Below are 18,279 nucleotides of genomic sequence, written 5' to 3'. Positions count from 1 at the left end.
TACGGACGCGGTGGTCCGCAGCGCCACCACACGTCCGGTTTCGGACCGGCCAGCCGGTTCGGCCGAAGAGACGATCATCTGTCGTTGTGGTACCGCTCACATCGGCAGGTGTGACGTGGCAGACATCGGCACAGACGAAACCGCCCGGACCGTGCGGTCCGGGCGGTGACGGGGCGTACGGAGCGTCAGGACGCGGCTACGTCGCTGTAAACTTCCTCGACTTCGAGCTGAATGTCCACCCCGCGGTCCTTGAGGAACGCCACCGGGTCCTGCGGCTGGCCCTTGACATGGATCTCCAGGTGCAGGTGGGAGCCGTAGGAGTGGCCGGTGTTGCCGACCAGGCCGAGCTGGTCGCCGGCCTTCACCTCCTGCCCCTCCTTGACCGTCACGGCGGAGGAGTGGCCGTAGATGGCCTCGCTGCCGTCGGCGTGCTTGACGATGACGGCGTAGCCGTAGCCGCCGAACCAGCCGGCCTTGGTGACAGTGCCGGCGTGGACCGCCTTGTAGGGCGTGCCCTCCGGGGCGACCAGGTCGATGCCGGTGTGCAGCTTGCCCCAGCGCATGCCGTACGGGGACTTGAAGTCGTAGCCGTGCAGCGGCAGGAGCCACGGGTCCTGCTCGGCGGCCCTGCTGTCGGAGCGGTCGGACCGGGAGGCGGTGTCCGCGCTCTTGCCACGGTCGGCGGCGTCCTGGCTGGCGACCGAGGCCTGCCGGAGCTCGTCGAGGACCGACGGGTTGACGCTCTTGGCGTCGGGGAGGGCGTTCGCGCCGATGGCGACGATGCCGGCGCCGACGAACGCGGTGGTGACCACCGCGGCGTAGCGGCTCCGCGGGGGGGTGGGTACGCGGCGGCGGCCCCGATAGCGATCGGGCTCAGACGACAGGCGCTGGCGCACGCACACCCTCCGTTGTCGGGGATCCGATGCGACTCCGGACCGTTCGGTGAAGCTCGGTCGAACCTCCGGTGTCGCGTCGTCACCCGTCCGTAGACCTGATGACAACCGTGGACACGTTAGCCAACCGCCACTCCTGTCACAAGCCGAAGCGCCGAACTGCTGATTCGTTATGTCCAATTCCATCCGACCTTGTCATACCTCGTGTCGCCGATCGGATGGCCTGTTGACTGCCCATTCGTCGCGGACAGTGACCGAACGGCGGAGGTGTCCGGCTTCCCGCGTGCCCGAGTGGGCGGTAGAGGGTCGGCTCGTATGTGGGAAGGTCCGGCCCGGCTTCCCGCCTCCCGCCCGGCCGGGTTACCGTTCGTTCAGGTCAGGAGTGCCGGTGAAAGGTGTGCGCAGATGAGCTCTCGTATCCGGGTCGTCGTCGCGAAGCCCGGCCTGGACGGCCACGACCGGGGCGCGAAGGTCGTCGCCCGCGCCCTGCGCGACGCGGGCATGGAGGTCATCTACACCGGCCTGCACCAGACGCCCGAGCAGATCGTCGAGACCGCGATCCAGGAGGACGCGGACGCGGTCGGCCTCTCGGTGCTCTCCGGCGCGCACATGACGCTGTTCAAGCGCGTCGTCGAACTGCTCGCCGAGCGCGACGCCACCGACATCGTGGTGTTCGGCGGCGGCATCATCCCCGAGGCCGACATCCCGGAGCTGGAGCGGCTCGGCGTCGCGAAGATCTTCACCCCGGGCGCCACCACCGGGTCGATCGTCGGGTGGGTGCGGGAGAACGTCGCCCAGCCGGTCGGCTGACCCGCCGCGACCCGGCCCCTGCGTCCCTGGCCCCTGCGTTCCCGGCGCCGCGTTCCCGGCTCCGGGCACGGGGGAGGGGCCGGACGCACCCCTCACACGCCCGGCCCCTCTATGCACGATGCCCCGCCGCCACCCCTCGACCGACAGGGCATCGGCCGCTCCCGTCGTCGCGCTTGACCAGCGCGCCGACATCACACTCAACGACGCCCCCGACGGGCGGTTACGCCCCGGCCCGGACATCCCCCGGACGGCTGACGCCCGCGTGCGCCGGCGTGGCGGTGACCGGCCCGACCGACCCCGGCCTGTGCATTACCGCACACCCCGCACCCGCTCGGTTGCCGCCCGTTCCCATCTCGTTAGGCTGCGGCAAATGGCCTGTCTCATCTGATGACAGGCGTCAAACTGATTTTCCGAAGCTGGTGGCGGCGCGACGGCGCGCCGCGGAGACGGGACGGGACGCGCAATCGTGGACCTGTACGAGTACCAGGGGCGGGACCTGTTCGAGCGGCACGGCTTGCCCGTGCTCGCCGGCGGCGTTGCCACTACCCCGGAGGAGGCCCGCGCGATCGCCGAACGCCTCGGCGGCCGGGTGGTCGTCAAGGCGCAGGTGAAGGTCGGTGGCCGCGGCAAGGCCGGCGGCGTGAAGCTGGCCGAGGGCGCGGAGGAGACGGTGGCCCGCGCCACCGACATCCTCGGCATGGACATCAAGGGTCACACCGTCCACAAGGTCATGATCACCGTGACCGCGGACGTGGCCGAGGAGTACTACTTCTCGTACCTGCTCGACCGGGCGAACCGCACCTTCCTCTGCATCGCCAGCGTGGCCGGCGGTATGGACATCGAGCAGGTCGCGGCCGAGACCCCGGAGCGGGTCGTGAAGGCGCCGATCGACGCCAACACCGGCGTGGACGAGGCGAAGGCGCGGGAGATCGTCACCGCGGCCGGCTTCCCGGCCGAGATCGCCGACCAGGTGGTCGAGGTCGCGGTCAAGCTGTGGCAGGCGTTCGTGGCCGAGGACGCCACGCTCGTCGAGGTGAACCCGCTGGCCACCACCAAGGACGGCAAGCTGCTGCTCCTGGACGCCAAGGTCACCCTGGACGAGAACGCCGCGTTCCGGCACCCGGACCACGAGGCCCTGGTCGACCAGGCGTCGGTGGACCCGCTGGAGCAGGCCGCGAAGGCCAAGGACCTCAACTACGTCAAGCTCGACGGCGAGGTCGGCATCATCGGCAACGGCGCGGGCCTGGTCATGTCCACGCTCGACGTGGTCGCGTACGCGGGCGAGCGGCACGGCGGCGTCAAGCCGGCCAACTTCCTCGACATCGGCGGCGGCGCGAGCGCCGAGGTGATGGCGAACGGCCTGGAGATCGTCCTGTCCGACCCGTCGGTCAAGAGCGTCTTCGTCAACGTCTTCGGCGGCATCACCGCCTGTGACGCGGTCGCCAACGGCATCGTGCAGGCGCTGGCGCTGCTGGAGCAGCGCGGCGAGAAGGCCACCAAGCCGCTCGTCGTGCGCCTCGACGGCAACAACGCCGAGGCCGGTCGGGCGATCCTCGACGGCGCGGCCAACCCGCTGATCCAGCGGGTCGACACCATGGACGGCGCGGCCGAGCGGGCCGCCGAGCTGGCAGCTGCGGGGGTCTGACAATGGCTATCTGGCTGACCAAGGACTCCAAGGTCATCGTGCAGGGGATGACGGGTTCCGAGGGTTCCAAGCACACCCGGCGGATGCTCGCCGCCGGCACCAACGTGGTCGGCGGCGTCAACCCGCGCAAGGCCGGCACCACTGTCGACTTCGACGGCACCGAGCTGCCCGTCTTCGCCTCCGTCACGGACGCGATGAAGGAGACCGGCGCGGACGTCACAGTCATCTTCGTGCCGCCGCAGTTCACCAAGGCCGCCGTGGTCGAGGCCATCGACGCCGGCATCGGCCTGGCCGTGGTGATCACCGAGGGCGTGCCGGTGCACGACACCGCGGCGTTCTGGGCGTACAACAAGTCCAAGGGCGAGCGCACCCGGATCATCGGCCCGAACTGCCCCGGCATCGCCTCGCCGGGCGCGTCCAACGCCGGCATCATCCCGGCCGACATCACCGGCTCCGGCCGGATCGGCCTGGTCAGCAAGAGCGGCACGCTGACCTACCAGATGATGTACGAGCTGCGCGACATCGGCTTCTCCACCTGCGTCGGCATCGGCGGTGACCCGATCATCGGCACCACCCACATCGACGCCCTGGCCGCCTTCGAGGCGGACCCGGAGACCGACGCGATCGTCATGATCGGTGAGATCGGCGGCGACGCCGAGGAGCGGGCGGCCGAGTTCATCAAGGCCAACGTCACCAAGCCGGTGGTCGGCTACATCGCCGGCTTCACCGCCCCGCCCGGCAAGACCATGGGCCACGCCGGCGCGATCATCTCCGGCTCGGCGGGCACCGCCGACGCCAAGAAGGCGGCGCTGGAGGCGGTGGGCGTCAAGGTCGGCAAGACCCCGACCGAGACCGCCAACCTGATGCGGGAGCTCATGTCCGGCCGCTGAGCGGCCGTACGACGCGTACCGAGGGGGTCGACCGGGAAGCCGGTCGGCCCCCTCGCGTTCAGCGGTACCAGTACGGGTAGTACGAGTTGCCCCGGGCCCGCACGATGGCGCTGGCGACGATGTTGATCACACCGAACGCGATGGCCAGCCAGCCCAGCAACTGCGACTTGCCGTTGCGCCGGGCGTCGCGGATCGACAGCGCCCCGAAGACGATGCCCAGGATCCCGCAGCAGAACAGGCCGAAGACGATGCCGAGGACGCCCCAGAGCGTGGTCCGGTCCCGGCCGACGGCCGGTGGCGGCGGGGGTGGCGGATACGGAGCGTGCACGGCTTCCTCCGAGCGGTCGGCACCGCGACGGGAACGGTCGCGTCTGAGGCCGAGGCTAGACCGGATCACCGCCGTGGGACCGGGGTTCGGCGAACTCGCCACGCTGCCGACCGGGTATCGGACTGCCGTCCTCCGCGCGGCGTGCCAGAGTAGACACGATGTCACGCGTCACCCCTGACCAGCCCCGCCGTCCGGCCACCGGTCCCCCCGCCGGCGCCCGGCCGCCCGGCCGTGCCCGCCCGGCCGCCCGGGTGCCCGCGCCCCGATCGGGTGAGGAGCCCCGCAGCCGGGCCCCGCTGCCGGTCGCCGCCGGGGTGGCCGCGCTCTGGGCGGCGCTGACCTCCTGGCTGCCGGTCTCCGCCGTGCTGGGCCTCGCCCAGCTCAGCGAGGACGCCGGATCGTTCGGCGGCGCGTTGCGCGCCGGCCTGGCCGGCTGGCTGCTCGGGCACGGGGTGTCGTTGGGCACCACCGCCGGGCCGCTCGGCCTGGCGCCGCTCGCGCTCAGCGCGCTCGCCGTCTGGCGGCTCACCCGCGCCGGGGTGCACGTCAGCCGGGCCGTCGGCGCGCGCGGGGCCGGCTCGCCCCGCCAGGCGCTCACCGTCGCGGTCGCCGTCGGCATCGGGTACGCGCTGCTCGGCGCGCTCGCCGCGTTCGCCGTCGACGCGGGCGGCCTGCAGGTCTCCCCGGTCACCGCCGCGCTCGTGTTCGCCGCGTTCGGCATACCCGCCGCCCTGGTCGGCGCGCTGCGCACCACAGGCGTGTGGGCGCTGCTGGCGGCGCGCTGCCCACCGCCGGTACGCGACGGTCTGCGCACCGGACTGGTCGCGGCGCTGCTGCTGTGCGGCGCGGGCGCCGGGGCGGCCGGGCTGGCGGTGGCCACCGGTGGCGGCGACGCGGCCGACATGATCGGGGCGTACCGGACCGGGGTGGCCGGTCAGGCGGGCATCACCCTGGTCAGCCTCGCCTACGCGCCCAACGCCACCGCCTGGTCGGCGAGCTATCTGCTCGGTCCCGGGTTCGCCGTCGGCACCGACACCGCCGTCCGTACGAGTGAGGTCTCCGTCGGCGCGCTGCCGGCCGTACCGTTGCTGGCCGGCCTGCCGCGCGGCCCGATGGACGGGCTGGGCGGCGCGCTGCTGGCGGTGCCGGTGCTGGCCGCGATGGCGGCCGGCTGGCTGCTGGCCCGGCGGCTGCTGCGCGCGGCGGCCGAGGAACGCGCCGAGGTGGGCTGGCCGGCGCTGCTGCTGCCGGCCGTGCTCGCCGGACCGGTCGCCGGCGCGCTGCTGGGGCTGTTCGCGGCGGCCTCCGGCGGCTCGCTCGGTGGTGGCCGGCTGGCCGAGGTCGGGCCGTCGCCGTGGGCGGTGGCAGCGGTGGCCACGCTCGTGATCGGGGTGGGCGCGGTGCTCGGCGCCGCCGCCACCCGCACGCTGACCCGCACCCGCTGACCCGCACCCGCCCGGGCCGGCAGACGCGTCAGGGGCGCCCACCGGTCGGTGGACGCCCCTGGACGGCGGACGATCAGGGCTGTGCCGGCAGGCTGACGTTGGCGACGATGCCCAGGATGATCAGGATGATGCCCAGGCCGGCGCCGATCGCGCCGCAGATCAGACCGGTCTTGGCCTGGCCGTCGTTGTTGGCGAGCCCCTGCGCGGCCTTCTGGCGGCCCAGGTAGCCGGTGACGACAGCGGCGATACCCAGCGGGATGCCGAGGTAGAAGCAGCAGACCAGCGGGATCGAGGCGATACCGAGGATCATGGACACGAGGCCCAGCGTGTTGTTCGGGGTCTGACCCGCCCCGGCCGGGTAGCCGGCGCCCGGGTACTGCGGTGCGGCGCCGTACGGCTGCTGCTGCTGCTGCGCGTACGGGTCCTGGCCGTAGGCGGGCTGACCCGACGTGGGCTGGCCGTACGGCTGGCCCGAGGTCGGCTGCTGGCCGTACTGCGGCTGCTGCCCGTACTGGGGCTGCTGGCCGTACTGCGGGGCCTGCGGCGGCTGGGCGTACGGGTCGTGCGGCTGGGCGGTCGGATCCTGGTTCGGCTGCTGGCCGTACGGGTCCTGTCCGGGGTAACCGGGCTGCATGTCTGGGTGCTCCTCAGGTCGGTTCGGGTTGTCGGTCAGTTCGTGCCGTTGCTGCCACCGACGAGACCAGCCAGACCGCCGAAGAGGCAACACACCACGATGATGCCGATCCACACCAGGCCGACGATCACGGCCCACTTGGACCACTTCTTGGACTCGGCTGCGGCAGCCTGGGCGCCGGCGTAGTCACCCTGCTGAATCAGCGGGTTGACCTTCGACGCGTTGATGATGGCCGGGATCGCGAGCGGCCAGAACAGGAAGATCGCGACGATGGACATCGTCATGTTGTTGTCGATCTGCTGCGGCTGCTGCGGGGGGTATCCGGGCTGCATGGGGGTACTCCTCGGTCCGACGGCACGGCGTGCCGGATTCATCATGGGGGTGCGGGCCGGGCACGGGGCCGGACACCGGGCGACCGGCAGCGTACCGCGATCACGCCATCCGGGAGGTCACCCGATGAGCCGCCGCCCCGCGGCCGGGCCGCCTGACCTGCCCGATAGGGTTGCCCGGTGACCGAGCCCGCGTCCGTCGCCCGCCTCGTCGTCCTCGTCTCCGGTTCCGGCAGCAACCTCCAGTCGCTGCTGGACGCCACCGCCGACCCCGGGTACGGCGCCCGGGTGGTCGCGGTCGGCGCCGACCGGGACGGGATCGCCGGCCTGGACCGGGCCGCCGCCGCTGGTGTGCCGTCCTTCGTCGAGCGCGTCAAGGACCACCCCACCCGTGCCGACTGGGACAAGGCGCTAACCGCGCGGGTCGCCGAGCACCGGCCCGACCTGGTCATCAGCGCCGGGTTCCTCAAGCTGGTCGGCCCGGAGTTCCTGGCCGCGTTCGGCGACCGCTACCTCAACACGCACAACACGCTGCTGCCGGCGTTCCCCGGCATCCACGGCCCGCGAGACGCGCTGGCGTACGGCGTCAAGGTCACCGGGGCCACGCTGTTCTTCGTCGACGCCGGCATGGACACCGGCCCGATCGTGGCCCAGGTCGCCGTGCCGGTGCACGACGACGACGACGAGGACACGCTCACCGAGCGCATCAAGTCCGCCGAGCGGCACCAGCTCGTCGAGCAGGTCGGCCGCCTGGTCCGTGAAGGTTGGACGATCACCGGAAGAAAGGTCACCATCCCGTGAACGCCACTGAGGACGCCGGCCGCCGCCCGATCCGGCGCGCGCTGGTCAGCGTCTACGACAAGACCGGCCTGGCCGAGCTGGCCCGCGCCCTGCACGAGGCCGGTGTGGAGATCGTGTCGACCGGGAGCACCGCGTCGACGATCTCCGGCGCCGGGGTGCCGGTGACGCCGGTCGAGCAGGTCACCGGCTTCCCGGAGATCCTCGACGGGCGGGTCAAGACGCTGCACCCGAAGATCCACGGCGGCCTCCTCGCCGACCTGCGCAAGGACGCGCACGCCGCCCAGCTCGACGAGCACGGCATCGCCGGTATCGACCTGCTGGTCTCCAACCTCTATCCGTTCCAGGCCACTGTTGCCTCCGGCGCCGACGCCGACGAGTGCGTGGAGCAGATCGACATCGGCGGTCCGGCGATGGTGCGTGCCGCGGCGAAGAACCACGCCTCGGTGGCGGTGGTGACCGACCCGGCCGCGTACCCGGCGGTGCGGGCGGCGCTCGCCGACGGCGGTTTCACTGTCGTCCAGCGCCGGGCGCTCGCCGCCCGGGCCTTCGCCGACATCGCCGACTACGACGTGGCGGTGGCCGACTGGTTCGCCACCACTGTGGCACCGGCCGAGGACGGCTGGCCGCAGTTCGCCGGCCTGGCGCTGCGCCGCCAGGCCGTGCTGCGGTACGGCGAGAACCCGCACCAGGCGGCGGCGCTCTACACCGACCCGGGCGCGCCGGCCGGGCTGGCCCAGGCCGAGCAGTTGCACGGCAAGGAGATGTCCTACAACAACTACGTCGACGCGGACGCCGCCTGGCGGGCCGCGAACGACTTCCCGGACCAGCCGGCGGTGGCGATCATCAAGCACGCCAACCCGTGCGGCATCGCGGTCGGCGCGGACGTGGCCGAGGCGCACCGCAAGGCGCACGCCTGCGACCCGGTCTCCGCGTTCGGCGGCGTGATCGCGGTGAACCAGCCGGTGAGCGTGGAGCTGGCCGGTCAGGTCGCGGAGATCTTCACCGAGGTGCTCGTGGCGCCGGGCTTCGACGAGGGCGCGCTGGAGGTGCTGCGGGCCAAGAAGAACATCCGGCTGCTGCGGGCGCCCGCGTTCGCCACCCGGCCGGCCGAGTGGCGGCAGGTCAGCGGCGGCGTGCTGGTGCAGATGCGGGACGCCGTCGACGCGCCCGGCGACGACCCGTCCGGGTGGACGCTCGCCACCGGCGACCCGGCCGACGAGGCGACCCTGCGCGACCTGGCGTTCGCCTGGCGGGCGGTACGCGCGGTCAAGAGCAATGCGATCCTGCTGGCCCGCGACGGCGCCACAGTCGGCGTCGGCATGGGCCAGGTCAACCGGGTGGACTCGGCGCGGCTGGCGGTCAGCCGGGCCGGTGACGAGCGGGCCCGCGGCGCGGTCTGCGCCTCGGACGCGTTCTTCCCGTTCGCCGACGGCCCGCAGATCCTCATCGACGCCGGGGTGCGGGCGATCGTCCAGCCGGGCGGCTCGATCCGGGACGAGGAGACCATCGCGGCCTGCAAGGCGGCCGGCGTGACCATGTACCTCACCGGCACCCGGCACTTCTTCCACTGACCGGTCCGGCGTCCGGGTGCGTCAGCCGTCCACACGGCGGACGCACCCGGACGCCGTGCCGTTGCCTGCCGCCGGAGGCGGTTGCTAGCGTGTGCGCGGCGACGATCGACCGTCTCCGCTGTCTGTGAGCCCGGCAGGTGTGCCATGCGCGTTCGCGACCGGTTGACCGCCGTCGTCGTCACGCTGGCGTTCGTCCTGGCCGGACTGGGATCGGCTGCCGCACCCGCACCCGCACCCGCACCCGCAGCCACCGCGCCGGCCGCCGCGGTCGTCGAAGCGCTCGCCGCCGCCGCGCCGCCCGCTCCCGACGCCGCCGCACCACCCGCCGGATCGCTCGCCGCCGCGCCGCCCGCTGCGACCGCCGCCTCGGCGAGCGGAGCGAGCCCGGTCGCGCTGCGTGCCGCGTACCCCGAAACCTCCTGGTCGGAGTTTGCCGCCGGGCCCTGGCACCACCACGGCGGCGGCCTCGGTTACGCCGACGGGCCGGACGACCTGGTCCCGGTCGCGCTCCCGCGCGTGGCCGGCCCGGCCGTGCCGGAGCCCGTCGTGCCCGCGCCCCGGCCGCCGGTCGTGCCGCTGCCGCCGCGCGGCCCGCTCGCCGCGCGCGCCCCGCCGGCCGCCTGAGCCGCACCGAACCCGCAGCCCGCACCGGGACGCCGCGCTCGCGCCGCACCGGAACCGCCGCGTCGACCCGGCGGTTCCGCCGCGAGCTGCCGTCCACCGGTACGGCGGCGCGCCTCACGCCGCCGGTCCGCCTCGGGTTCGTCCCGGGTCCGCCTTCCGCACGCGTGCCCGCATCGGAGGCCCCGCCCCCTCTTCCTCCGGGGGACGGGGCCTTCGTCGTCACACCTCGGTGCGCACCTCGGCGAAGTGGCAGGCGCTGGGGTGCGGGTCCGCCGCGCGGGGCACCGCCAGCGGGTCCTGCGTCGCGCAGACCTCCTCGGCCTTCCAGCAGCGGGTCCGGAAGTGGCAGCCGGACGGCGGCTCGGCCGGGCTGGGCACGTCGCCGGTGAGCCGGATGATGGTCCGCCGGTCGCGGGCCTCCGGGTCGGGCACCGGCACCGCCGACAGCAGCGCCTGGGTGTACGGGTGGGTCGCGCGCTGGTAGATCTGCTCCTCGGTGCCGATCTCCACGATCCGGCCCAGGTACATCACCGCCACCCGGTCGGAGATGTGCCGCACCACCGACAGGTCGTGCGCGATGAAGATGTACGACAGCCCCAGCTCGTCCTGGAGCTGTTCCAGCAGGTTGATCACCTGGGCCTGGATCGACACGTCCAGGGCCGACACCGGCTCGTCGCAGACGATGATCTCGGGCCGCAGCGCGAGCGCCCGGGCGATGCCGATGCGTTGCCGCTGGCCGCCGGAGAACTGGTGCGGGTAGCGGTTGAGGTGCTCCGGGTTGAGCCCGACCACGTCCAGCAGCTCCTGCACCCGCTGCCGCCGGCTGCGCTTCGGGGCGACCTCCGGGTGGATCTCGAACGGCTCGCCGATGATGTCGCCGACGGTCATCCGCGGGTTCAGCGAGGTGTACGGGTCCTGCATCACCATCTGCATGTTCCGGCGCAGCCGGCGCAGGTCCGCCCCGGTGGCCCGGAGCAGGTCGCGCCCCTCCAGCGTGACCCGCCCGGCGGTGGGCGTCTCCAGGCGCATGAGCAGCCGGGCCAGTGTGGACTTGCCGCAGCCGGACTCGCCCACCACGCCGAGCGTCTCGCCGCGCCGCAGCTCGAACGAGACGCCGTCGACGGCCTTGACCTGGCCGATGGTCTTCTTGAACAGCACGCCCTGGCTGATCGGGAAGTGCTTGACCAACTGGTCGACGGCGAGGATCGTCTCGCCGCGCACCTTGGCGGGTTCAGCCGTCGCGGTCATCGTGCACCTCCTGGGCGAAGTGGCACGCGCTGGTCCGCCCGTCGCCGAGCACCAGGTCGTGCGGCACCTCGTCCACACAGACCTGCTGGACGTACGGGCACCGGGGGTGGAACGGGCAGCCGGACGGGATCGCCATCAGGTTCGGCGGCAGCCCGCGGATGCTGGACAGCGCCTGCCCGCGCACGTCCAGTCGCGGGATCGACTCCAGCAACCCCTTCGTGTACGGGTGGGCCGGCGCCCGGTACAGCGCGTGCACGTCGGCGTGCTCGACGATCCGGCCCGCGTACATGACCGCGATCCGGTCCGCCACACCCGCGACCACGCCCAGGTCGTGGGTGATCAGGACGAGCGCCATGCCGAGGTCCCGGCGCAGGTCGGCCAGCAGGTCCATGATCTGCGCCTGCACCGTGACGTCCAGCGCGGTGGTGGGCTCGTCGGCGATCAGCACCTTCGGGTCCAGCGCCAGCGCCATGGCGATCATGACGCGTTGCCGCATGCCGCCGGAGAACTGGTGCGGGTAGTCGCCGAGCCGCTTCGCCGCGGCCGGGATCCGGACCAGGTCCATCAGCTCGACACTGCGCTTGCGCGCGTCGGCGCGCGACATCCCGGCCCGCTCGCGTAGCGACTCGCCGATCTGCCAGCCGACCGAAAAGACCGGGTTCAACGCCGACAGCGCGTCCTGGAAGATCATCGCGATCTCGGCGCCGCGTATCTGCCGGCGTTCCTCCTCCGGCCTGGTGAGCAGGTCCCGCCCCTGGTAGAGGATCTGCCCGGCGCGCACGTACGCGGGCGGGGTGTCCAGGATGCCCATGATCGCCTGGGCGGTGACGGACTTGCCGGAGCCGGACTCACCCAGCACCGCGAGCGTCTCGCCGGCGTCCAGGTGGTACGTCACCCCGTTGATCACCCGGGCCACGCCCTCCCGGGTACGGAACTCGACGTGCAGGTCCCGTACCTCCAGCAGGTGCCCGCCGGGCGGGGTGGGTGAGGCCGGCGTGGGCCGGACCGCGTTCTGCGTCATGGCTGTGCCTGCCTCTCGCTCGCGACTGCGGGGCTCGCTGCGCTCACTCCTCGCGCTCGCACGGGTCACCGCAGCTTCGGGTCGAAGGCGTCGCGGATCGCGTCGCCGAGCATGATGAAGGCGAGCACGGTCAGGGCGAGGAACGTCGACGGCACGATCAGCGGCGTCGCCGACTCCCGCATGTGCACCCGGCCGGCGTCGATGTCGATGCCCCAGGAGATGGTCGGCGCCTTCAGGCCGATGCCGAGGAAGCTCAGCGTCGCCTCGGCCGCGATGAACGACCCGAGCGCGATGGTGAGCACCACGATGGCCGGGGCGAGCGCGTTCGGCAGGATGTGCCGCCACATGATCCGGCCGTTGCCGGCCCCGAGCATCCGGGCGGCTGCCACGTAGTCCTGCTCCCGGGCGGTGATCACCGAGGAGCGGACCACCCGGGCCGCCGTGGTCCACCCGAGCAGCGCCAGGACGAGGATCACCGCGAACAGCCGTACCGTGTCGCCGCTGGTGCTGACGCGCTTGAGCAGGACGATCGCGGCCAGCAGCAGCGGGATGCCGAGCACGATGTCGATCACCCGGGACAGCACCGCGTCGACCCACCCGCCGAAGTAGCCGGCGAGCATGCCGACGACTAGCGCGATCACGCCGGTGATCAGCGCGGAGAGCGCGCCGACGAGCAGCGAGGCACGGGCGCCGTAGACCGCGCGGGCGAACGTGTCGCAGCCCTGGAAGTCGTACCCGAAGATCGCCCCGCCGGACGGCCCGGCGTGCTGCCGCGACAGCACGCAGTCGCGCGGGTCGTTGGCGGCGAACAGCCCGGGCGCCACTGCCATCGCGGCGACCAGCACCACCAGGAGCAGGCTGATCCAGAAGACCGGGTTGCGGCGCAGGTCCCGCCAGGCGTCACCGGCCAGGCTGCGGGCCCGGTCCGGCCGCCCGGCCCGGCCGGGTGTGCCCGGCTCGCCGGAGACGCCGCGCCGCGCGGCCTGGTTCTCCGTGGCCGCCACCGTCTCGAAGTCACTCATAGCGGATCCTCGGGTCGAGTACGGCGTAGAGCACGTCCACCACCAGGTTGGACAGCAGGTAGACCACGACGAGCACGCTGACGATGCCGACCACCAGTGGGCCGTCCTCGGTGCGGATGCCGCGGAACAGGTTGAAGCCGACGCCCGGGACGTTGAACACGCCCTCGGTGATGATCGCGCCGCCCATCAGGTTGCCCAGCTCGACGCCGAGGAAGGTGACCACCGGGATGAGCGAGTTGCGCAGCACGTGCACGCCGACGATCCGGCGTCGCCGCAGGCCCTTGGAGCGGGCGGTCCGGACGTAGTCGGCGCGCAGGTTCTCGGTCACCGAGGTACGCGTCAGCCGCAGCGCGGTGGCCAGGGACAGCGAGCCGAGCACGATTCCGGGCAGCAGCAGCGCGTAGAAGGACGGCTGGGCTCCGGCGGTGGGCGGGAAGACCGGCCACCGGACACCGAGGAAGTACTGGGCCAGCGGGGCCAGCACGATCGTGGGGATGCCGAGCACCAGCAGCGTGAGCACGAGCGTGGCGTGGTCGAACACGCCGGAGCGCCGGATCGCCGCGATCACGCCCGAGGTCACCCCGAAGATCACCGTCACGGCCATCGCGATCACGGCGAGCTTCACGGTGACCGGCCAGGCGGCGGCGAGGATGTCGCTGATCTGCCGCCCGGTCAGCGACTGCCCGAGGTCGCCCCGGACCAGGCCGCCCAGATAGTCGAAGTAGCGGTAGAAGAAGCCGCCGACGCCTGTCGCGTCCAGGTGGTACTTCTCGGTCAGGTAGGCCCGCTGCGCGGCGGTCACCGGCCGCTCCCCGGCGAGGGCCTGGATCGGATCGCCCTGCCCGGCGAACATCAGCGCGTAGACGATCAGAGTGGTCCCGAAGAAGGCGAGGACCATCTGGAGCAGTCGCCGCAGGATGAACCGGAGCATGCTGGCAAGTCTGCCGAAACCGGGCGAATGGTGTGCCGATGCGAGGGCCGGGCCACCCGGTGGGGGTGGCCCGGTCCGTCAGCGGGGTGTCAGGCGCGTTCGATCTTCAGCAGGTCCACCCGGTCGAAGAGGTCCACGTGGACGTTCTTGACCTTGGTCGAGTGGCCGAAGTTGTTCTGCCCGTACCGCAGCGGGATCACCGGCATGTCCTGCGCGAGCAGGTCCTCCGCCGCCTGGTACTTCTTGATCGCCTCGTCCTCGGTCGCCGCCCGGGCGCCCTCGGCGAGCAGCTTGTCGAACTCCGGGTTGCTGTAGCCGTAGTAGTTCGACGAGCCGGTGGTGCTGTACAGCGGGCCGAGGTAGTTCTCCATCGACGGGTAGTCCATGACCCAGCCCATCCGGAACAGGCCGACCGGCTGCTTCTGCTTGAGCTTGGTCAGCAGGTCCGCGAACTTCGGCTCGGCGGTGCCGACGCAGTCCACGCCCAGGTTGGCCTTGAGCTGGTTGCAGGTGGCGTCGATCCAGTCCTTGTGGCCGCCGTCGCCGTTGTAGGACAGCTCGATCTTCTTCGGGCCGCCCGCGGCCTCGTACATGGCCTTGGCCTTGACCGGGTCGAACGCGCCGGCGGTGCCGATGGTGTTCTCCCGGTAGCCGGCGACCACCGGCGAGACGAACGAGCGGGCCGGCTGCTGCGAGTCCTTGAAGATCGACTTGGTGATCTCGTCCCGGTCGATCGCCATCGAGATCGCCTTGCGCACCTCGGGCTTGCTGAACTCCTCCTGGAACGTCGGGAAGGCCAGCACCTGCAGCGACGAGGCCGGGCTCTGCTGGAAGCGGTCGCCCAGGTCGGTCGCGGCGGTCGACAGGTTCTCGGTCGGGATCGTCTTGATCACGTCGAGGTTGTCCGACAGCACGTCCGCGTACGCGGCGGTCGGCTGCTGGTAGATGCGGAACTCGACGCCGCCGACCTTGGGCTGCTGGCCCGGGAACGCGTCGTAACGCTCCACCTCGACCTTGGCGTCGTGCTGCCAGTTGCCCTTCATCTTGAACGGGCCCTGGCCGATCGGCGACTGCTCGTAGCCCTCGGCGAGCACGCCCGGCGCGGAGAAGGCCGCCTTGGGCAGCGGGTAGAAGGCGGTGTAGCCGAGCATGGACTTGAAGTCCACGTACGGCTGGCTGAGCGTCACGGTGAAGGTCAGGTCGTCGACCTTCTTCAGGCCGCTCATCGTCGTCGCCTTCGGGCTCTCGCCCTGCAGGTCGTCGTAGCCGGCCACCTTCTCGAAGAAGTAGCTGGAGTTCTGGCCGTTGGGCGCGTAGGCGCCGTAGTTCCAGGCGTCGATGTAGTTGTCGGCGGTGACCTTCTCGCCGTTGTGGAACGTGTAGCCGGGCTTCAGCTTGATCGTCCAGACCTTGTTGTCCGACGTCGTCACCTTCTCGGCCGCCACCTCGTGCGGCTTGTTCGCGTCGTCGTAGTCGACGAGCGGGCTGAACAGGGCCGACAGGACCTGGGAGCCGCTCGTCTCGTTGGTGTTGGTGGGCACCAGGTGCTGCGGCTCGGCGATCTCGATCCGCACGGCCGCGTCGGAGTCGTCGGCACTGCCGCCGCCACCGCCCGAGCCGCAGGCCGTCAGGCCCAGTGTCACCGCGAGCGGGAGCGCGGCCCAGGCCGCGAGCCTACGAACACGCATGGAGTCTCCTCATCTCCTCACGCTGCGCTGCCGTCCCGACGCTGGGTGACTCTGCGCAACGAGCGGTAACGGTAGGTCGCGATCCGGCCCATCGACAACTAGTGCGTGGTCAACTGATGACAGATCGTGTTCAGCGAGCCTTGTCGCTGCCGCGCGTGCGTGCTAAACCCCGCCTCTTCCTGGCCTTTTCTTCGTCGTCGCTGGCCGGATCAGGGCGTGGTCGGGGGCACCTGAGGCACCTGGCCCGTCTGTCCGGTCTCTGCCTGTCCGGGTGCTCCCGGGCGGCCGCGTCACAGTGACTGGTCACTCTCCGTGATTTAGGGCACCTTGCGCAGCGTGATCGTCGGCCGTCGTCGTCCGGGCCCGGCCGGGGCGTGAGACGATCACGACGTGACGGCGACGATCCTGGACGGCAAGGCCACCGCGGCGGAGATCAAGGACGAGCTACGGGTCCGGGTCAAGGCGCTCGCGGAGCGCGGCATCACTCCCGGCCTCGGCACGGTGCTGGTCGGCGAGGACCCCGGCTCCCAGGCGTACGTCAACGGCAAGCACCGCGACTGCGCCGAGGTCGGCATCGCCTCGCTGCGTGTCACGCTGCCGGCCGACGCCACCCAGGAGCAGCTCGACGCGGCGCTCGCCGAGCTGAACGCCGACCCGGCCTGCCACGGCTACATCGTCCAGCTCCCGCTCCCCGGGCACCTCGACACCCAGCGCGCGCTGGAGTCGATCGACCCGGACAAGGACGCCGACGGGCTGCACCCGGTCAACCTGGGCCGGCTCGTCCTCGGGTACGACGCGCCGTTGCCCTGCACCCCGCGCGGCATCGTGGAGCTGCTGCGCCGGCACGACGTGCCGCTGCGCGGCGCGAACGTGGCTGTCGTCGGCCGGGGCAACACGGTCGGCCGCCCGCTGGGTCTGCTGCTGACCCGGCGCAGCGAGAACGCCACCGTGACGCTCTGCCACACCGGCACGCTCGACCTGGCCGCCCACACCCGCGCCGCCGACGTCGTCATCGTCGCCGCCGGGGTGCCCGGGCTGCTCACCGCCGACATGATCAACCCGGGTGCGACGGTGGTCGACGTCGGCATCACGCGGGTCATCGGCGAGGACGGCAAGGGCCGCTACACCGGCGACGTGGACCCGGAGGTGGCCGAGGTCGCGGGCAAGCTGGTGCCGATGCCCGGCGGCGTCGGTCCGATGACCCGGGCGATGCTGCTGACGAACGTGGTCGAACGGGCCGAGCGGGCGGGCTGACACCCACCCAGGTCATAACCGTCCGCCCCTGGCCCGATCGGTGCCAGGATGGCTGATACGGTCCGGAAAACCGACTGGTATCAGGGAGTGGGACGACCATGGGTAAGAAGGTCACTGTCGTCGGCGCCGGATTCTACGGCTCCACCACCGCACAGCGCCTGGCCGAGTACGACGTCTTCGACACCGTCGTCATCACCGACATCGTGGAGGGCAAGCCGGCGGGTCTCGCACTGGACCTCAACCAGTCCCGCGCGGTCGAGGGCTTCGAGACCAAGGTCGTCGGCGTCACCACCGGCCCGAACGGCGAGGGCTACGACGCCATCGAGGGCTCGGACGTCGTCGTCATCACCGCCGGCCTGCCGCGCAAGCCGGGCATGAGCCGGATGGACCTGCTGGAGACCAACGCCAAGATCGTCCGGCAGGTCGCCGAGAACGTCGCCAAGTACGCCCCGAACGCCGTCGTCATCGTGGTGTCGAACCCGCTCGACGAGATGACCGCGCTGGCGCAGCTCGCCACCCAGTTCCCCAAGAACCGGGTGCTCGGCCAGGCCGGCATGCTGGACACCGCCCGCTTCACCAACTTCGTCGCCGAGGCGCTGGGCGTACCGGTGAAGTCGGTACGGACCCTGACGCTCGGCTCGCACGGCGACACCATGGTCCCGGTGCCGTCGAAGAGCACCGTGAACGGCAAGCCGCTGCGTGACGCCATGCCGGCCGAGCAGATCGAGGAGCTGGTCGTCAAGACCCGCAACGGTGGCGCCGAGGTCGTCGCGCTGCTCAAGACCGGTTCCGCGTACTACGCCCCGTCCGCTGCCGCGGCCCGGATGGCGAAGGCCGTGGCCGAGGACTCCGGCGAGGTCATGCCGGTCTGCGCCTGGGTCGACGGCGAGTACGGCATCTCCGGCGTCTACCTGGGCGTCGAGGCCGAGATCGGCGCCGAGGGCGTGAAGCGGGTCGTCGAGACCGACCTGGACGCCGACGAGCTGGCCGCGCTGAAGGAGGCCGCCGAGGCCGTCCGCGCCAAGCAGGGCGACGTCGCCAGCATGTGACGCCCGACCCATCGAGCAGAAGGCCCGCCGGCTCCGCCGGCGGGCCTTCTGCCGTCCCGCCCGCGGCCCACCCCGTCGATCATGAAGTTGACGGCG

At 72.0% G+C, this 18,279-nt stretch carries 18 protein-coding genes; 9 read left to right on the top strand and 9 right to left on the bottom strand.

Annotated features, from left to right (window positions below; translation table 11 throughout):
• Positions 1-185 precede the first annotated feature (185 nt).
• Complete coding sequence (locus tag F8279_RS16990; RefSeq protein ID WP_091426181.1) at positions 186-896, bottom strand: M23 family metallopeptidase; 711 nt, start codon at positions 894-896, stop codon at positions 186-188.
• Between the two features lie 402 nt (positions 897-1,298).
• On the opposite strand from F8279_RS16990, the gene F8279_RS16985 reads away from it, so the two are divergent.
• From F8279_RS16985 to sucD, 3 genes are all read left to right on the top strand, one after another.
• The gene (locus F8279_RS16985; RefSeq protein WP_091426178.1) at positions 1,299-1,703 is read left to right on the top strand and encodes a cobalamin B12-binding domain-containing protein; all 405 of its coding nucleotides are present in this window, start codon (positions 1,299-1,301) and stop codon (positions 1,701-1,703) included.
• 466 nt (positions 1,704-2,169) lie between these two features.
• On the top strand, positions 2,170-3,348 hold the full coding sequence (gene sucC / locus F8279_RS16980) for an ADP-forming succinate--CoA ligase subunit beta (protein ID WP_091426175.1): 1,179 nt from the start codon (positions 2,170-2,172) through the stop codon (positions 3,346-3,348).
• A gap of 2 nt (positions 3,349-3,350) precedes the next feature.
• A complete protein-coding gene (gene sucD / locus F8279_RS16975; RefSeq protein WP_151500459.1) occupies positions 3,351-4,238 on the top strand; it encodes a succinate--CoA ligase subunit alpha in 888 nt (295 codons plus the stop codon).
• Between the two features lie 58 nt (positions 4,239-4,296).
• Here sucD and F8279_RS16970 read toward each other — a convergent pair whose 3' ends face one another.
• A complete protein-coding gene (locus F8279_RS16970) occupies positions 4,297-4,566 on the bottom strand; it encodes a hypothetical protein (RefSeq protein WP_043328358.1) in 270 nt (89 codons plus the stop codon).
• A gap of 158 nt (positions 4,567-4,724) precedes the next feature.
• Between F8279_RS16970 and F8279_RS16965 the strand changes: the two genes are divergently transcribed.
• The gene (locus tag F8279_RS16965; RefSeq protein WP_091426171.1) at positions 4,725-6,011 is read left to right on the top strand and encodes a DUF6350 family protein; all 1,287 of its coding nucleotides are present in this window, start codon (positions 4,725-4,727) and stop codon (positions 6,009-6,011) included.
• Positions 6,012-6,084: 73 nt separating this feature from the next.
• Here the strand turns inward: F8279_RS16965 and F8279_RS16960 are convergent, their stop codons facing one another.
• A complete protein-coding gene (locus F8279_RS16960) occupies positions 6,085-6,645 on the bottom strand; it encodes a DUF4190 domain-containing protein (RefSeq protein ID WP_091426167.1) in 561 nt (186 codons plus the stop codon).
• A 35-nt stretch (positions 6,646-6,680) separates the two neighbouring features.
• Positions 6,681-6,977: a CD225/dispanin family protein gene (locus tag F8279_RS16955; RefSeq protein ID WP_091426165.1), complete on the bottom strand. Its 297-nt coding sequence runs from the start codon at positions 6,975-6,977 to the stop codon at positions 6,681-6,683.
• A 177-nt stretch (positions 6,978-7,154) separates the two neighbouring features.
• On the opposite strand from F8279_RS16955, the gene purN reads away from it, so the two are divergent.
• From purN to F8279_RS16940, 3 genes are all read left to right on the top strand, one after another.
• The gene (gene purN, locus F8279_RS16950; RefSeq protein ID WP_091426163.1) at positions 7,155-7,775 is read left to right on the top strand and encodes a phosphoribosylglycinamide formyltransferase; all 621 of its coding nucleotides are present in this window, start codon (positions 7,155-7,157) and stop codon (positions 7,773-7,775) included.
• The gene (purH, locus tag F8279_RS16945) at positions 7,772-9,346 is read left to right on the top strand and encodes a bifunctional phosphoribosylaminoimidazolecarboxamide formyltransferase/IMP cyclohydrolase (protein WP_091426160.1); all 1,575 of its coding nucleotides are present in this window, start codon (positions 7,772-7,774) and stop codon (positions 9,344-9,346) included. Before purN ends, purH begins: the two co-directional genes overlap by 4 nt.
• Before the next feature lie 144 nt (positions 9,347-9,490).
• Positions 9,491-9,970, top strand: coding sequence for a hypothetical protein (locus tag F8279_RS16940; protein ID WP_091426156.1), 480 nt, complete (start codon positions 9,491-9,493; stop codon positions 9,968-9,970).
• 219 nt (positions 9,971-10,189) lie between these two features.
• Here F8279_RS16940 and F8279_RS16935 read toward each other — a convergent pair whose 3' ends face one another.
• From F8279_RS16935 to F8279_RS16915, 5 genes are all read right to left on the bottom strand, one after another.
• Positions 10,190-11,218 carry an ABC transporter ATP-binding protein gene (locus F8279_RS16935; protein WP_091426154.1) on the bottom strand — a complete coding sequence of 343 codons (1,029 nt, stop codon included), beginning with the start codon at positions 11,216-11,218 and terminating at the stop codon, positions 10,190-10,192.
• A complete protein-coding gene (locus F8279_RS16930; protein WP_091426151.1) occupies positions 11,202-12,239 on the bottom strand; it encodes an ABC transporter ATP-binding protein in 1,038 nt (345 codons plus the stop codon). The genes F8279_RS16935 and F8279_RS16930 overlap by 17 nt, the downstream gene beginning before the upstream one ends.
• Before the next feature lie 65 nt (positions 12,240-12,304).
• Entirely contained in the window at positions 12,305-13,261 is a 957-nt protein-coding gene (locus F8279_RS16925; protein ID WP_091426149.1) for an ABC transporter permease, read from the bottom strand.
• Positions 13,254-14,192, bottom strand: coding sequence for an ABC transporter permease (locus F8279_RS16920; protein WP_091426147.1), 939 nt, complete (start codon positions 14,190-14,192; stop codon positions 13,254-13,256). The genes F8279_RS16925 and F8279_RS16920 overlap by 8 nt, the downstream gene beginning before the upstream one ends.
• An 89-nt stretch (positions 14,193-14,281) precedes the next feature.
• Positions 14,282-15,880, bottom strand: coding sequence for an ABC transporter substrate-binding protein (locus F8279_RS16915; protein ID WP_091426146.1), 1,599 nt, complete (start codon positions 15,878-15,880; stop codon positions 14,282-14,284).
• Positions 15,881-16,270: 390 nt separating this feature from the next.
• On the opposite strand from F8279_RS16915, the gene F8279_RS16910 reads away from it, so the two are divergent.
• Both F8279_RS16910 and mdh read left to right on the top strand, forming a co-directional pair.
• A complete protein-coding gene (locus F8279_RS16910; RefSeq protein ID WP_091426143.1) occupies positions 16,271-17,134 on the top strand; it encodes a bifunctional methylenetetrahydrofolate dehydrogenase/methenyltetrahydrofolate cyclohydrolase in 864 nt (287 codons plus the stop codon).
• 98 nt (positions 17,135-17,232) lie between these two features.
• A complete protein-coding gene (gene mdh, locus F8279_RS16905; protein ID WP_091426141.1) occupies positions 17,233-18,183 on the top strand; it encodes a malate dehydrogenase in 951 nt (316 codons plus the stop codon).
• Positions 18,184-18,279: the final 96 nt, after the last annotated feature.

The sequence above is a fragment of the Micromonospora sp. AMSO1212t genome (assembly GCF_008868145.1).
Lineage (GTDB): Bacteria > Actinomycetota > Actinomycetes > Mycobacteriales > Micromonosporaceae > Micromonospora > Micromonospora tulbaghiae.
The sequence above is the reverse complement of the archived record's forward strand: the minus strand, read 5'-3'. Positions and strand labels throughout refer to the sequence as shown.

Coding starts and splice junctions, on each gene's coding strand:
- F8279_RS16915 (WP_091426146.1), bottom strand. CDS start 15,880: ATGCGTGTTCGTAGGCTCGCGGCCTGGGCCGCGCTCCCGCTCGCGGTG.
- F8279_RS16935 (WP_091426154.1), bottom strand. CDS start 11,218: ATGACCGCGACGGCTGAACCCGCCAAGGTGCGCGGCGAGACGATCCTC.
- F8279_RS16985 (WP_091426178.1), top strand. CDS start 1,299: ATGAGCTCTCGTATCCGGGTCGTCGTCGCGAAGCCCGGCCTGGACGGC.
- F8279_RS16930 (WP_091426151.1), bottom strand. CDS start 12,239: ATGACGCAGAACGCGGTCCGGCCCACGCCGGCCTCACCCACCCCGCCC.
- F8279_RS16925 (WP_091426149.1), bottom strand. CDS start 13,261: ATGAGTGACTTCGAGACGGTGGCGGCCACGGAGAACCAGGCCGCGCGG.
- F8279_RS16920 (WP_091426147.1), bottom strand. CDS start 14,192: ATGCTCCGGTTCATCCTGCGGCGACTGCTCCAGATGGTCCTCGCCTTC.
- sucD (WP_151500459.1), top strand. CDS start 3,351: ATGGCTATCTGGCTGACCAAGGACTCCAAGGTCATCGTGCAGGGGATG.
- F8279_RS16965 (WP_091426171.1), top strand. CDS start 4,725: ATGTCACGCGTCACCCCTGACCAGCCCCGCCGTCCGGCCACCGGTCCC.
- F8279_RS16940 (WP_091426156.1), top strand. CDS start 9,491: ATGCGCGTTCGCGACCGGTTGACCGCCGTCGTCGTCACGCTGGCGTTC.
- mdh (WP_091426141.1), top strand. CDS start 17,233: ATGGGTAAGAAGGTCACTGTCGTCGGCGCCGGATTCTACGGCTCCACC.
- F8279_RS16955 (WP_091426165.1), bottom strand. CDS start 6,977: ATGCAGCCCGGATACCCCCCGCAGCAGCCGCAGCAGATCGACAACAAC.
- F8279_RS16960 (WP_091426167.1), bottom strand. CDS start 6,645: ATGCAGCCCGGTTACCCCGGACAGGACCCGTACGGCCAGCAGCCGAAC.